This is a genomic window from Fulvimarina thalattae (assembly GCF_040239565.1).
In the GTDB taxonomy this organism is placed as follows: domain Bacteria; phylum Pseudomonadota; class Alphaproteobacteria; order Rhizobiales; family Rhizobiaceae; genus Fulvimarina.
Genome location: NZ_JBEHWS010000005.1, coordinates 159156 through 173127, shown reverse-complemented (window position 1 = coordinate 173127; position 13972 = coordinate 159156). Strand labels below are relative to the sequence as shown.

Here is a 13972-nt window from a genome sequence, read left to right as displayed (position 1 = left end):
AATAGATGTTTTTTTATCTTGCCAAGATCGGCTGGTTTCTCCTCCAGCCGCTGGTCGCGATCATTCTCGTGGTGCTCGTCGGCTGGATTTCTTTCCTGTTCGGTTTTCGAAAGGCCGGAAAAGCGTTCTTCGTTCTGGCGGCGCTCTCGCTCGCGATCGTCAGCATTTCGCCGTTGGGCCTTGCGATGACGGCCTATCTAGAGAACCGCTTCGAGCGCCCCATGCCGATGCCGGCTGAAGTGGACGGCATCATCGTCCTCGGCGGCGGCTTCGATACCCGCGTCGCCCGCACGCGCGGCGTGATCGAGCTCAATGAGGCGGCCGACCGGGCGACTGCCTCGATGGCGCTGGCGCGGACTTATCCAGACGCCGAGATTCTATTCTCTGGCGGAGTTGCAGCGGCTTTTCGAGACGATATCCCGGAGACCCAGTCCGCCGAACAGTTCTATCTCGGGCTAGGCCTCGACCCTAACCGGCTCAAGCTCGATGCCAAGGCGCGCGATACGTTCGAAAACGCGATCTACGCCAAGGCTCTCGCCGATCCGCAGCCCGGCGAGACCTGGCTGCTCATCACTTCGGCCTATCACATGCCGCGCGCGATGGGTTGTTTCAGAACGGTGGGCTTCGATGTCGTGCCCTATCCAGTCGACTACCGGACGCCTGCGGGCGCAGATGTCTGGCGCCCTTCCACCGCGACGACCCGCAATCTCGAAAAGGTCCATTTCGCGATCCGCGAATATCTCGGGCTAGCCGCCTATTGGATCGCCGGGCGGATCGACAGACTGGTTCCGGGACCGGAGGAGACGCGGACGCCGTACGAGCGTCCTTCCTAAACACTCTTATCCCGGTCGCTCGTGACGATTCCGAGCCGATAGATTCCCTTGAAGTTATGCGGATCGACCGGTTTGCCCTTCCGCTTGATGACGATCAGTCCGTCCCCGGCGAGCCTGATCGCTTCCTGTCGGATGGCGGGCATGAGCTTGCGCCATTCCTTTTCGTTCGAACCGGCAAGCGCGCGTGCGACCTCCGATGGGCAGGCGGTCTTGTCGGGCCCGCGTTCCTGGCAGAGCTCGGCAATGGTGCGAGCAATCGCCGGGCGTTGCGCATTTTCTGCCTCGATCATTTCGGAGGCTCCTGTTCATATGAGGCGCGCAGGGCCTTCACCGCCGGCGAACGAAATTGCCGGTTGGCGATGATGGCGACCACGAAGATCGTCGATGCGATGAGGATATAAGGACCGAGGAACCAGCCGAGATAGGCAAGGGCGAAAAAGATGGCGCGCAGCCCCGCATTGAAGTTGTGGCCTGCAACGACGTTCAGGGAGACGGCGCGTTCCAGAGCCTTCTGGGCGCTGTCCGAATCGGTATCGGCGTCTGCACGCATCGGCAGCGCACCGATCAGAATCGCGCAGTAATTGAAGAGCCGATACGACCAGGCGAACTTGAAGAAACCGTAGGCGAAGATCACGACGAGCCCGAGGAGCTTGATCTCCACCAGAACGCGGTTCGCGGTGCCGGCGATGGAGATGTCGGCGGAGATTTCGGCGATCACCTCCGCTGATCCGAGGAGCGCGAAACAGCCGCCGATCGCGAAGATGCAGGTCGAGGCGAAGAAACCCGTACCCTGCTGCAGGGAAGCGAGGACCGCCGTGTCGATCATCCTCAGATCGCGCGAGAGCGCGGTGCGCATCCAGCGCGCGCGCTCATTGTTCATCAGCGAGGAGAGGCTTCCGCCGGTCTTCGCAGTGCTGTCCGTCAGCCGATTGTAGCCCATCCAGATCGCGAGATAGATGGCGAGTGCGGCGATATCGGTCCAGTCGATAAACATGGCTTCCTGCATAACGATGCAGGAAGGTGACGGCTAGGAGAAAACGTCTATCGAGCGATATGGGATTTCGCTTGTCGCATAGCCGATATGCAAAAAGATCCTAGCGATAACCATTTGGAAAATATGGTTAATTTTCAAAAGCCCTGTGACGCAAGAATCAAGTAAGGTCGCGCATCTAGATTCTCATGACTCGCAAATTCGGAGCTCTTGCAGCACTTCGGATTAACGTCTAATTAACGGTCCACCAGACAGGCGAGGGGAAGCGCCGCGCGCTGGTCAGGGGTTTCACATTTCTAGGGTTTCTAGACTCATGGACGATCGCGTTAGTGCCTCGCGCTGGGGTGTGACCGTATGGACGGTTGCCCTGTTCTCAGCGATTCTTGCATTCGGTTTTCTCTTCGCAGGCGGTGAGCCTGTCGCCGTGGCTGTTGCCGCTGGCTGAACGAAAGACCGGGAGCGCGCCAGTCACGGCTGCCAAAGCCTCGAGCCGCTCCGAAGGAAGAGACAAGACTTCTCATCATCCGAAGCTAGGAACCCGCACCGAAAGGCTGTGGGTTTTTCAATGACGCTCAATCTTCTGAAACTGAGCGTCGGGTCGGAATCGGTCGAAAGTCTCGAAGACTTCGTCGCGCGGCGCATGCAGAGCGCCGGGACGGACCATACCTGGCACCAGACGCGCATGGTTCCCAAGCGCAAGAGCGAGCTTCTGGATGGAGGCTCGGTCTATTGGGTGATCAAGGGCCAGATCCTGGCGCGGCAGCTGTTGCTCGACATCGAACCCTTCACGGACGATGCCGGAATAAGCCGATGCCGTTTCATCCTCGATCCCGTGCTGGTCAGGACCGAGCGGCATCCCAAACGCCCGTTCCAGGGCTGGCGCTACCTGAAGAGTGAGGAAGCGCCCCCGGATATTGCCTTCGGCTCCGAAGACGACGGCCTCCCATCCGAAATGCGGGACGAACTCAACGATCTCGGCATTCTTTGAGTGGCGGGCGCTCTGATGCGCCCGGACGCTGAAAGTGGAAACGGGCGCCCATCGGAGGCGCCCGTCACTGTTTCGGTCAGAAGCTGAAATGCGCTCCCGATTGAATGGATGTCAGACCGGTCGGCCGAACGAGATGCGTACTGCGGCGCGTCCGTGGATGCCCGCGACCTTGAGGCGAGAGCGCGAGACCGGCTGCGACGCACGCCATGCACGAGCGCCATGGGACAGCAGAAGATCGACGAGTTCCTTCGGATTGAGGCGGGAGCGTAGCGACCGCATGTCCCGAAGCTCGTTGATCGGCTGGATATTGCCGGTGCGGGAATGGCCGGCGACGGCACTGGTTTGTTCGAGCGACATGAAAGTAATCCCTTCCGAAAACAGGAACCGGGGCGGTTGGGAATGAAAGCGCGGGGCCGTCGGTCCGACGCTTTCGCTTGGTTCGGTGCTGATCCTCAGCGGGCGACTGCGTAGCAGGCGAAATCCGCTCGTTTCAGCGCGGCGCAGGCATCCCACGCAGCATCCTTGGTATCGAAGCCGGCGAACCGAGCGCGGTGCAGTGTCTGCGTGCCCTTGCTGACCGGCTCGGTGAACGGCTGAGCCGACGCAAGCGGCGAGCCGACCTTGCGCTTGGCGTCGCCGAGAAGCTTGTTCGCCGTCGCGACGTCTGGAGAAGCCGCGATCTGAACCACCCAGGCCGAGGACGTAGCAACGCTGCTTGCCGCCGCTCGCGAACCGATCGAGCCGGTATAGGTCGGGTCGATATTCCGGTTGCTTGGGATCGGAGCTGCGAGGGCGTTGGCTGCACTGGCTGCCGGGATCATGAGGTTCTGCGTACGGCTCTCGCCGATAAGTGCATTGGCGAGCGCCTGACGACCCCGGACGGGACGGGTGGTCGGCTGGGGCAGGGCGCCCATCTCGCCGACGGAGGTTTCGTAGGCAAGCGCGATCCGCTCGTCGGCCGAGAGAACACGGACCGGGCGCATGTCGGGCATCGGGCCGGTCGTCGGCAGCCCACCCACCGCGACAGCGTAGCGGCCTGCTTCAGTGTTCGGCCGGGCCGCGATCAGTGCACCTTCGTCTCGGCGGCTTGCTTTGGGCAGGGTCCGCTGGAGGAGGTCGACCATGTGGTTGTCACGCGAGCGGCCCGAGCGCCCGCCCATGACGACCGCGACGAGGCTCTTGCCGTCCCGCTTGATCGAGGTGACGAGGTTGAAGCCCGAGGCGTTGATGTAGCCGGTCTTGATACCGTCGACACCGTCCATGCGGCCGAGGACGCGGTTGTGATTTCCGAGGCGACGGCCCCGGAAGTTGTAGGACCGGGTCGAGAAGTACTTGTAATATTGCGGGAAGTGCTCTCGCAGCGCGATGCCGAGCTTGGCCTGATCGCGCGCCGTAGTGCGCTGCCCACTGTTCGGAAGACCGTTGGCATTCCGGTAGGTGGTCTTCGTCATACCCAGCTTGTGCGCGGTGCGCGTCATCATCTCCGCAAAGTCGCTTTCCGAACCGGCGAGATATTCGGCGAGCGTTACCGACGCGTCGTTCGCCGATTTCGTCACCAGCGAATAGATGGCTTCCTCAACCTCGAGGGTGCCGCCGGCGGGGACGCCGATCTTCGTCGGCGGACGGCCCGCCGCATAGCGAGAGACCGGCATCTTGTCGTGCAGCGAGATGCGTTTCTTGGAAAGCGCGTCGAAGGTGAGATAAAGCGTCATCATCTTCGTCAGCGAGGCCGGATAGCGGTATTCGTCCGCCTGATCCTCGTAGAGAACCTGGCCATTGTTGGCATCGATCACGAAGCCGGCATATCGGGAATTTGCGTTTGCCTCCATCGGCACCGCAAGGATGGCTACAGCTCCAACTGCTGCAATGCCCACAATCCTGGTCTTGGTCCAGACCTGACGCACACTCGAAAATACTCTCACGGGGAAACCCTTGGTCTCGATGAACGGGGCGGATCCGACGCGCGCTCATGAAAATGACCGACATTTTCACGCGGCGGAATGGCCCGCTGTTGTCACCGAGATTAGAATTTCGAGCTTACCAATCCGTTTATGGTTGCCGAAGCCTTCCCAACATCGTGAACATTGCTCGGGTCGCTGCATCTCCCCCATGTGTTTGATCGCAGGGAAATTTTCCAGATTTCCCTCCCTCACCCTTGATTTTTTGTGCAGTGCAACATAGTTTAGTGGTCAAGCAGGCAGCAGAGGTAATCAGGTATCGATTTTGCCTCTACTCATTGCACAAACCATTTGATGGGTTCAACCCATTGCCGAAACAAAGAAAGGGCTCTTCGATATGAATATGTACGATGACGCTACCAAGATGACCAAGGAAGCAATGGACAACTCGCTGAAGTCCTTTGCCGCCATGACCAAGGGTTTCCAGCAGATGGCTGCGGAGACAACCGATTTTACCAAGCGTTCCTACGAGCACCAGGCTTCGTTCTTCGAAAACCTGATGCAGGCGAAGACGCTCGACAAGACTATCGAGCTTCAGACCGAATATGCCAAGTCCGCCTATCAGGACTTCGTTGCTCAGGCGACCAAGATGGGTGAAATATATTCGGATACCGCCAAGGAAGCCTACAAGCCGCTCGAGGCGACAGCCAGCAACGCGGTCGCGACCAGCAAGGACCTTGCCGAGAAAACGGTGAAAAAGGCCGAGGCGACCGCCGAAAAGGCGACGGCCAACACCAAGGCCAACTGATACCCGGCCGCTGCGCCAAACGTAGCATCGAGACGATACGAAAGCCTGGCGCTCGCGCCGGGCTTTTTTGTTGTGCTGCTTCATATCGCGGCGGCGTCAGCACCGAGACCGCGTCATACCAGCGCGTTGCGCATCACCGATCGCCAAACTTTTTATGGCGTCCCGATGATCTGTCGGCACCCGAGACATATCTTGAGCCGGGCCGACCGCCTTTAATATCGGCAGCATCGGTGCCGGAGCGCCGCGCTTCGCACTTGCGTTCCACCCGCCATTATGTCGTGCTGCGAGGGAATAAACCGTGCACCGGGTCAGACTTCAAACGAGCTATCCAATGCATACATACGGGTCGATGAGGAAATCGCACAAACCCATTGTACTCGCCCCGGAAACGGCGCTTCCTTTTGCCATCGTCATGCAAGGCGACGATGACGAGGATATTCGCGGTCCCGGTACCTCGGTCATCACGCGATCGAAACCGAAATTACAGAAGCCGAGCCTTTACAGAGTCCTCCTTCTGAACGACGATTACACTCCGATGGAGTTCGTGATCCATGTGCTGGAGAGATTTTTCCAGAAGGATCGCGAGGCAGCAACGCAGATCATGTTGCATGTGCATCGGCACGGGGTCGGGGAATGCGGTATCTTCACCTACGAGGTCGCGGAGACCAAGGTTACCCAGGTGATGGATTTCGCTCGTCAGCATCAACATCCGCTGCAATGCGTGATGGAAAAGAATTGAGGTGAAGCTTGCCGACATTTTCTGAAAGCCTTGAGAAGTCGCTTCATCAAGCGTTGACGCTTGCGAACGAACGCCATCAGGAATTTGCCACTCTCGAACATTTGCTGCTCGCGCTGGTCGAGGACAGCGACGCGGCGGCCGTGATGCGCGGCTGCAATGTCGACCTCACCGCACTGAAGGGCAATCTGCTCAGTTACATCGATAACGAACTCTCCAACCTCGTGACAGGTCATGGTGAAGAGTCCAAGCCGACGGCTGGATTCCACCGCGTGATCCAGCGAGCTGTGATTCATGTCCAGTCCTCGGGACGCGAAGAGGTGACAGGCGCCAACGTGCTCGTCGCGATCTTCGCCGAGCGGGAAAGCCACGCGGCCTACTTCCTGCAGGAGCAGGAAATGACCCGCTACGATGCCGTGAATTTCATCTCGCACGGGATCGCGAAGCGGCCCGGCGGTTCCGAAAGCAGGCCCGTGCGCGGTGCCGAAGAGGATCAGCAGACGGTGGGCCAGGAGGAAGATGGCAAGCGCAAGGGCCAGGATGCCCTGACCGCCTATTGCGTCAATCTCAACGAGAAGGCGCGGGGCGGGAAGATCGACCCGCTGATCGGCCGTGCCGACGAGATCAATCGAACGATCCAGGTTCTCTGCCGTCGATCGAAGAACAATCCGCTCTACGTGGGCGATCCCGGCGTCGGTAAGACGGCGATCGCGGAAGGTCTCGCCAAGCGGATCATCGACGGCGATGTGCCGGAGGTCCTGCAGGACGCGACCATCTTCTCCCTCGACATGGGAACGCTGCTCGCCGGAACCCGCTATCGCGGCGACTTCGAGGAGCGGTTGAAGCAGGTCGTGAAGGAGCTCGAGGAGTATCCGGGTGCGGTGCTCTTCATAGACGAGATCCACACCGTTATCGGTGCGGGCGCGACCTCGGGTGGGGCAATGGACGCCTCGAACCTTCTGAAGCCGGCGCTGTCCTCCGGTGCGATCCGCTGCATCGGATCGACCACATACAAGGAATATCGCCAGTTCTTCGAGAAGGATCGTGCGCTTGTCCGCCGTTTCCAGAAGATCGACGTCAACGAGCCTTCGGTCGAGGATGCGATCTCGATCCTGAAGGGGCTGAAGCCCTACTTCGAGGACTTCCACAAGGTGAAGTTCACCAATGATGCCATCAAGTCGGCGGTCGAACTCTCCTCGCGCTACATCAACGACCGCAAGCTGCCTGACAAGGCGATCGACGTGATCGACGAGACCGGCGCATCGCAGATGCTGCTAGCGGAATCCAAGCGCAAGAAGTCGATCGGCGTGAAGGAGATCGAGGCGACCGTCGCGACCATGGCGCGGATTCCGCCGAAATCGGTCTCGAAGGACGACGAGGAAGTGCTGTCAAATCTGGACACCCAGCTCAAGCGGGTCGTCTACGGTCAGGATCAGGCGATCGAGGCGCTGGCCTCCGCGATCAAGCTGGCTCGTGCCGGCCTGCGAGAGCCGGACAAGCCGATCGGCTCCTACCTGTTCTCCGGCCCGACGGGCGTCGGCAAGACCGAGGTTGCCAAGCAGCTCGCGTCCACCCTGGGCGTCGAGATGCTGCGCTTCGACATGTCCGAATACATGGAGCGGCACACGGTCTCACGGCTCATCGGTGCGCCTCCGGGCTATGTCGGCTTCGATCAGGGTGGTCTGTTGACCGATGGCGTCGATCAGCACCCGCATTGTGTCCTCCTGCTGGACGAGATCGAAAAGGCCCATCCGGACCTCTTCAATATTCTCCTCCAGGTCATGGATCACGGAAAGCTGACGGATCACAACGGCAAGCAGATCGATTTCCGGAACGTGATCCTGATCATGACGACCAATGCGGGCGCTGCCGAAATGCAGAAGTCGGCTATCGGGTTCGGTTCCTCCAAGCGCACGGGCGCCGACGAGGAAGCGATCAACCGGATGTTCACGCCGGAGTTCCGCAACCGTCTCGATTCAGTGATCCCGTTTGGTGCGCTTCCGACCCCGGTCATCCATCGGGTCGTCGAAAAGTTCGTGATGCAGCTCGAAGCTCAGCTCTCCGAGCGCAACGTCATCTTCGAGCTCTCGCCGGAGGCCATCTCGTGGCTCGCCGAGAAGGGCTACGACGAACAGATGGGCGCGCGTCCGCTTGGCCGCGTTATCCAGGAGCACATCAAGAAGCCGCTGGCGGACGAGGTGCTGTTCGGCAAGCTGAAGCGCGGCGGCACGGTGAAGGTATCGATTACCGAGGACGAAAACGGCGCGAAGTCGATCGCACTCGAATCGATTCCGGACGAAACGCCGCCCAAGCCAAAGAAGTCCAAGCGCAAGCGTGACCTCGTCGCGGCCGATGGGTCCAATGTCGACGATCTCGACGACGAAGACGAGTATGAGGACGACGATGACGGCGAGACCGCCGCGGTGGACGAAGCCGAGGACGACAGCGCCTCGTCTTCAGCGCGCAGCGGGGGCCGAAGCGGTCTGCCTAAGGTTCCGCCGAAGTCATCCTGACCGGCTGGCGAACTTTAGGCAATCGATCAAGGGGCTGCCGAATGGCGGCCCCTTTTTCATGAGTGGGTTTGATGAAAGTGCGTTGAGCCGCGTAGACCGACGAAAGATCGGGCGCGTGGGAGCCATGAGAAAGACGATGGAATGACGGCGGATGCGGACGAGCTGACCGCAGGCGAGGGCAATCTCTATTGGTTTCGCCAGGGTATGAGAGGGCTGCTGACGCCACCAGCGTTCATCCTGTTCGGTGCGTTTCTCGGCTTTGCCGGGCTCTGTCGAGAGGCCGGAATCACTTGGCTCCAGTCGGCTTTCATGACTGCGACGGTCTGGGCTCTGCCAGCTCAGATCATCATCCTCGGCGCAAGCACGGCCGGCACGTCTCTTTTGGCGACGGCCTTTGCCGTGACACTGTCCTCGGCCCGTTTGATGCCGATGATCGTCGCTTGGTCGCCTGAGATGAAGGGGCCGAAGACGCGGACGGTGACGCTGCTGATCCTCTCGCATTTCGTGGCGGTGACCGGCTGGGTCTTCGCCATGGAACGATTGAAAGACGTGCCGCGCTCCTGCCGAACGGCCTTCTTCGCCGGGTTCGCCGTGCCGCTGACGGTGATCAACACGGTTCTGGTCGCGGTCGTCTTCAACCTCATGGACGAATTGCCGGCGCTGGCAACCGGCGCGCTCGCCTTCCTGACGCCGGCCTACTTCCTCTGTTCGCTCTATGGGTCGGCGCGGGAGGTGTCCGGCCGGATCGCTCTCTTTGCCGGAATGGCGGCTCTGCCGTTCGGCCACATGCTGGCGCCGGGGTTCGAGATCCTGTTTGCCGGCATCGGCGGGGGTGCTGCGGCTTATGTGATCGGCCGTGCGGTCGAGGGGCGCCGTCTACGATGAGCGGTGACTGGAGCTATTACGGCATCGCCGCCAACTGGTGGCCCTTCGCCTTCATCGTGCTGGCGGGAGCACTGCCGACCTATGTCTGGCGGTTTCTCGGGGTGCTGTCGTCCGGCAAGCTCGACGAAACCTCGCCCGTCGCTTCGATCTCGCGGACCGTCGCGACGGCGCTGGTTTCGGCCGTCATCGGGCAGCTGGTCTTCTATCCGTCGGGCTCGCTGGCCGATATTCCCCTTGCGATCCGCGCCGGGGCATTGGCAACGGCCTTCGCAGTCTATCTCGCGGGGAGCAACCGGCTCTGGCCGGCGATTCTCGCGGCAGAACTGGTGATCCTTGGATGGGTCGCGATCGGTTGAGCTCTATTCGAGCGCAGCCTTGATTGCCTCGCCGTGCGCTTTCAGCGTCTCCTGATCGACCTCGCCGGCCGCATGCTTCTTGCGTTCGACGCCGTTATAGACCGGGATCACATGGAAATGCAGATGGAAGACCGTCTGGCCCGCCGCTTCCTCGTTGAACTGGATAATCTGCACGCCATCGGCGCTGAACGCCTGTTTCGCCGCGCGCGCGATCTTCGCGACGACCGGTATCGTCTTGGCAAGCGCATCGTCCGAAGCATCGAGAATATTACGGCTCGGCGCCTTCGGGATGATCAGGCAGTGGCCCTTCGATTCCGGCATGATGTCCATGATGACCATGGTCTCGCCGTCCTCATGGACCTTGATCGCCGGGATCTCGCCCCGGATCATCTTGGCGAAGATATTGCTGTCGTCATAGGCGGTCATGTGTGGGCTCCCCCGTGTCCAGTGATCGACGAGAGAGTAGCGGCCAGGACTGCGTTTTCCATAGGAGATGAAGGGCGGAAATAGCGCCTACACAGGATTGATATGATTGCCCACTTTCGAGCCACCAGCGGTCATTAGAAACGCTCACTTTATGAGGGCTTCGTTGTCGCATTCTCATGGGGCTTTTTTAGAGATAGAGCTTCCCCGTCCTGTAGCGCCTCAAGAAACTTCAAAGGGTCAATTTCCTTTGACCGGCGGCCCTCGATCTTCTTCTGATAGCGACCTGCATCCGGCCCCCAATCGAAATAGATGCCGTGGTTATCTTTTCGTAGTTGTTCCGCTTCATGAGCGTCGATCGAAAGCCGGATGGTAGAGAGAAGAAGCGTTGAATCCTTGCCGACAAGCTTCCCAAAAACGTCTAGTTCGTAGTCACCTGCCGCGAAGTGGAAGCCCCGTATGTCGGTTGGCGTAAGAAAGTGATGGTTGGTCGCAATGCCCTGTTGGCCAACAAACAAGCCGCTTCCCCGTGCCAAGTCCTTTTCTCCGTAGACCCAGACGTTGAAGTTTTGTTGCGTTTCGCCTCGGCGCAAACGAATAAACAAATTCTCAAGAACAATTCCGCGCTTTCCTGTCGTATACAGAAGCGTTCGCAAGAAAACTTTCGATATTCCGCCTTCGCTACTGTCTGGGCCGAAGAAAACGACCGTTGGCCGGGTCATCTTCAACGCCCCCTGCCGAAGGTGGGTCAGCCACAAAGTTGCGCCCGAAACAATCAAAGCAAGAACCGAAATTCCGATTGTTAAATATTCCATCTCAAGACCTTCATCGTTCGATGACTCAAAAAGTAAGATAAAATTTGTCGAAGCGGTGAAACCGCCGTCATGTGTATTTTTGCTCACATAGCCGCCGTTCCCGGCACTATCTCGTAACGGCGGCTTTCACCCCGCCACTGCCATAAACAATGCGCGCCTACTCCGGCTCATCCCTTCCGGAACGGTGTATGCCCGCCCAAGAGTTCGCTCATGTGCTCCACCTCTTCCCGCTCGGCTTCGAGATAGTCGGCGATCGCGGCGCGAAGGCCCGCATGGCGGATGTAATGGGCCGAGTGGGTCGTCACCGGCTCGTAGCCGCGGGCGAGTTTGTGCTGGCCCTGGGCGCCGGCCTCGACGACCGTCAGGCCTTGTTCGATCGCGAAATCGATCGCCTGATGGTAGCAGACCTCGAAATGCAGGAAGGGGTGGTCCTCGATGCAACCCCAGTTGCGGCCGTAGAGCCGGTCGGCGCCGATGAAGTTCAGCGCGCCGGCGATATAGCGGCCCTTGCGCCTTGCCATGATCAGGAGAGTGCGGTCCGCCATGCGCTCGGTGACGAGCGAAAAGAAACGGCGGTTGAGATAGGGCCGGCCCCATTTGCGCGCGCCGGTGTCCATGTAGAACTCGTAGAATGCATCCCAAGCGTCTTCGGTGAGATCGTCGCCGGTCAGCCAGACGATCTCGATATCGTTTTCCAGCGCCTTTGCCCGTTCCTTCCGCAGATCCTTGCGTTTGCGCGAGGAAAGCGTGTCGAGAAAATCCTGATAGGTCGAGAAGCCGCGATTGTAGAAATGGAACTGCTGATCCGTGCGGTGGAGCCAGTCGGCGTTTTCCATCAGGACGCGATCCTCGTCACGGAGGAAGGTCGCATGGGCCGAGGAAACGTTGGTCTGATCGCAATAGGCTTCGATGCCCTGGATCAGCCCGGCACGGAAGACGTTCGCGTTCTCGCCATGGCCGACGAGGAGCCGCGGTCCGCCGGCCGGCGTGAACGGCACTGAAAGCTGAAGCTTCGGATAATACCGTCCGCCGGCCCGCTGAAAGGCGTCGGCCCAGCCGTAGTCGAAGACATATTCGCCCTGGCTGTGCGTCTTGGCATAGGCGGGAGCGATGCCGCGAATTCCGCCGGTCTCGTCCTCAAGGATCAGATGCTGGGGAAACCACCCGGTTCGCTCGCCCACGCAGCCCGAGTCTTCGAGAGCTGAAAGGAAGGCGTGGGAGAGAAACGGGTTGGAGGGCCCGCGCGCCGCATCCGCAAGGCCGGCGTCGTTTTCCGCCAGCTTGTCCCAGATGGCGCTGTCGATCGCGTGGATGTCGTCCACGACCCGAAGGCTCAAGGAGACGGCTTCTTGGCGTGCGGCTTCGGTCATGGGGTTGAAATATGCGGGTGTTTGCACTGCGGCAACCGCTTCATATGGCCTCGGCCTCACTTATCCGGGAGTGTCGGCCTTGGGCAGGAAGCTCTCGAACGTGATCTGGTCGGAGTGGGCGAGGGCGTTGCGGGCCTCGTCCTCGGAACGGATGGTCCAGCAGAGAACCGGAATGCCGCGTCTCCGCAGGTCCTCGGTGAAGCGATTGGGAAGGTGTCGATGGTTGTAGGAGACAAAAGCGAAGCCTCGGCTCGCGACTGTCTCGTGTTGGTGAAGCGCCTGCGCATCGGCGCCTTCCGCAGTCAGTCCGACGGGCCGGTCGTTGACCGTCCGGCGGCATGACGCGACCAATTCGGGATCGAAACTCATCAGCGCGGCATGCGCGTCATAGGTTGCGAGACACTTGGCCACTACTGAGACAAAGGTTTCTCGATCGGTCGTGCCGCTGCTTTTCAATTCGATGAGCAATGGGACGCGGCCCGCGACGAGATCGAGAAGCTCGGCGAAGGTTGGAATGGTCTCCGCCGTTTCGCAGAGCTTGAGCCGGGTCAGGTCCGCTGCATCCAAAGAGACGACGTCGCCGTTGCGTCCCGTCAGCCGTTTCAGGTCATCGTCATGGAAGACGACCGGCACGCCGTCGCGTGAGAGCTGGAGATCGCATTCGATGCCGAAACCTTGGTCTATCGCGAGCTTCGCGGCTGCGAGTGAGTTTTCCGGCACCGCGCGATTGCCGTCATGGAGGCCGCGATGGGCATAGGGACGCGCCGACAACCAGGTGGGCGCGCCCGTTTTGGCGCTGCTCACTTCAGCTCGAACAGCGCTTCGATCTCGACCGGCGCATCCATCGGCAGGGAAGGAACGCCGACGGCCGAGCGTGAATGACGTCCGATATCGCCGAGGATCTCGACCATGAAGTCGGAGGCGCCGTTGGCGACCTTGTGCTGCTCGACGAAAGTGGGGTCGCTGGCGACGAAGACAGTCAGCTTCAGGAGGCGGCCGATCCGGTCCCAGTCGCCGTCGACAGCCGCTTTCGCCTGGGCGAGGATGTTGATGGCGCAGAGCTTGGCAGCCTTCTGGCCGTCTTCCAGCGAAACCTGGGCGCCGAGCTTGCCGGTCATCGGCAGCGAGCCGCCTTCCAGCGGAAGCTGACCGGAGGTCTGGAGGAGGGAGCCGAATGTGACGAAGGGTACGTAGTTCGCGGCAGGAGCTGCGGCCTGTGGCAGAGTGATCCCGGCTTGCGCCAACTGCGTTTCGATATTGTGAGTCATTCCTGATGCATCCATCTGTTGTCCCGGAGGCTTGGCCTGTATGAAAGAGATCTCCGGAAGATCGGCGATAGTTCCGAAGGCCTAGCCG

General features: G+C 60.3%; 16 protein-coding genes. 7 read left to right on the top strand and 9 right to left on the bottom strand.

The window, feature by feature from the left end:
- Nucleotides 1-5 precede the first annotated feature (5 nt).
- The gene (locus ABRA89_RS08770; RefSeq protein ID WP_349941082.1) at nt 6-833 is read left to right on the top strand and encodes a YdcF family protein; all 828 of its coding nucleotides are present in this window, start codon (nt 6-8) and stop codon (nt 831-833) included.
- Here ABRA89_RS08770 and ABRA89_RS08765 read toward each other — a convergent pair.
- Both ABRA89_RS08765 and ABRA89_RS08760 read right to left on the bottom strand, forming a co-directional pair.
- Nucleotides 830-1123 (bottom strand): DUF3253 domain-containing protein, encoded by a 294-nt coding sequence (locus ABRA89_RS08765; RefSeq protein WP_349941081.1) that lies wholly within the window; start codon nt 1121-1123, stop codon nt 830-832. The two genes, ABRA89_RS08770 and ABRA89_RS08765, sit on opposite strands and share 4 nt — an antisense overlap.
- Nucleotides 1120-1827, bottom strand: coding sequence for a DUF599 domain-containing protein (locus ABRA89_RS08760; protein ID WP_349941080.1), 708 nt, complete (start codon nt 1825-1827; stop codon nt 1120-1122). Before ABRA89_RS08760 ends, ABRA89_RS08765 begins: the two co-directional genes overlap by 4 nt.
- Nucleotides 1828-2389: 562 nt before the next feature.
- Here ABRA89_RS08760 and ABRA89_RS08755 point away from each other — a divergent pair.
- Complete coding sequence (locus ABRA89_RS08755; RefSeq protein ID WP_349941079.1) at nt 2390-2812, top strand: DUF1489 family protein; 423 nt, start codon at nt 2390-2392, stop codon at nt 2810-2812.
- A gap of 111 nt (nt 2813-2923) precedes the next feature.
- On the opposite strand, the gene ABRA89_RS08750 is transcribed toward ABRA89_RS08755, so the two are convergent.
- Together ABRA89_RS08750 and ABRA89_RS08745 are read right to left on the bottom strand one after the other, a co-directional pair.
- Entirely contained in the window at nt 2924-3169 is a 246-nt protein-coding gene (locus tag ABRA89_RS08750) for a hypothetical protein (protein ID WP_349941078.1), read from the bottom strand.
- 95 nt (nt 3170-3264) lie between these two features.
- Complete coding sequence (locus ABRA89_RS08745; protein ID WP_463671270.1) at nt 3265-4641, bottom strand: D-alanyl-D-alanine carboxypeptidase; 1377 nt, start codon at nt 4639-4641, stop codon at nt 3265-3267.
- A 466-nt stretch (nt 4642-5107) separates the two neighbouring features.
- On the opposite strand from ABRA89_RS08745, the gene ABRA89_RS08740 reads away from it, so the two are divergent.
- From ABRA89_RS08740 to ABRA89_RS08720, 5 genes are all read left to right on the top strand, one after another.
- Nucleotides 5108-5518: a phasin family protein gene (locus tag ABRA89_RS08740; RefSeq protein ID WP_349941076.1), complete on the top strand. Its 411-nt coding sequence runs from the start codon at nt 5108-5110 to the stop codon at nt 5516-5518.
- A gap of 412 nt (nt 5519-5930) precedes the next feature.
- Entirely contained in the window at nt 5931-6257 is a 327-nt protein-coding gene (clpS, locus tag ABRA89_RS08735) for an ATP-dependent Clp protease adapter ClpS (protein WP_349941213.1), read from the top strand.
- Between the two features lie 8 nt (nt 6258-6265).
- Nucleotides 6266-8767 carry an ATP-dependent Clp protease ATP-binding subunit ClpA gene (clpA, locus tag ABRA89_RS08730; protein ID WP_349941075.1) on the top strand — a complete coding sequence of 834 codons (2502 nt, stop codon included), beginning with the start codon at nt 6266-6268 and terminating at the stop codon, nt 8765-8767.
- Between the two features lie 141 nt (nt 8768-8908).
- Nucleotides 8909-9652: an AzlC family ABC transporter permease gene (locus ABRA89_RS08725; protein ID WP_349941074.1), complete on the top strand. Its 744-nt coding sequence runs from the start codon at nt 8909-8911 to the stop codon at nt 9650-9652.
- Nucleotides 9649-10008: an AzlD domain-containing protein gene (locus ABRA89_RS08720; RefSeq protein WP_349941073.1), complete on the top strand. Its 360-nt coding sequence runs from the start codon at nt 9649-9651 to the stop codon at nt 10006-10008. Before ABRA89_RS08725 ends, ABRA89_RS08720 begins: the two co-directional genes overlap by 4 nt.
- Nucleotides 10009-10011: 3 nt before the next feature.
- On the opposite strand, the gene ABRA89_RS08715 is transcribed toward ABRA89_RS08720, so the two are convergent.
- From ABRA89_RS08715 to ABRA89_RS08695, 5 genes are all read right to left on the bottom strand, one after another.
- Entirely contained in the window at nt 10012-10434 is a 423-nt protein-coding gene (locus ABRA89_RS08715; protein ID WP_349941072.1) for an HIT family protein, read from the bottom strand.
- A 149-nt stretch (nt 10435-10583) separates the two neighbouring features.
- Nucleotides 10584-11333, bottom strand: a complete 750-nt coding sequence (locus ABRA89_RS08710; RefSeq protein WP_349941071.1) for a hypothetical protein — start codon at nt 11331-11333, stop codon at nt 10584-10586.
- Nucleotides 11334-11413: 80 nt separating this feature from the next.
- Complete coding sequence (locus ABRA89_RS08705) at nt 11414-12616, bottom strand: GNAT family N-acetyltransferase (protein WP_349941212.1); 1203 nt, start codon at nt 12614-12616, stop codon at nt 11414-11416.
- A 60-nt stretch (nt 12617-12676) separates the two neighbouring features.
- Entirely contained in the window at nt 12677-13420 is a 744-nt protein-coding gene (locus tag ABRA89_RS08700) for a glycerophosphodiester phosphodiesterase family protein (RefSeq protein ID WP_349941070.1), read from the bottom strand.
- Nucleotides 13417-13884: a RidA family protein gene (locus ABRA89_RS08695; protein ID WP_349941069.1), complete on the bottom strand. Its 468-nt coding sequence runs from the start codon at nt 13882-13884 to the stop codon at nt 13417-13419. Before ABRA89_RS08695 ends, ABRA89_RS08700 begins: the two co-directional genes overlap by 4 nt.
- Nucleotides 13885-13972: the final 88 nt, after the last annotated feature.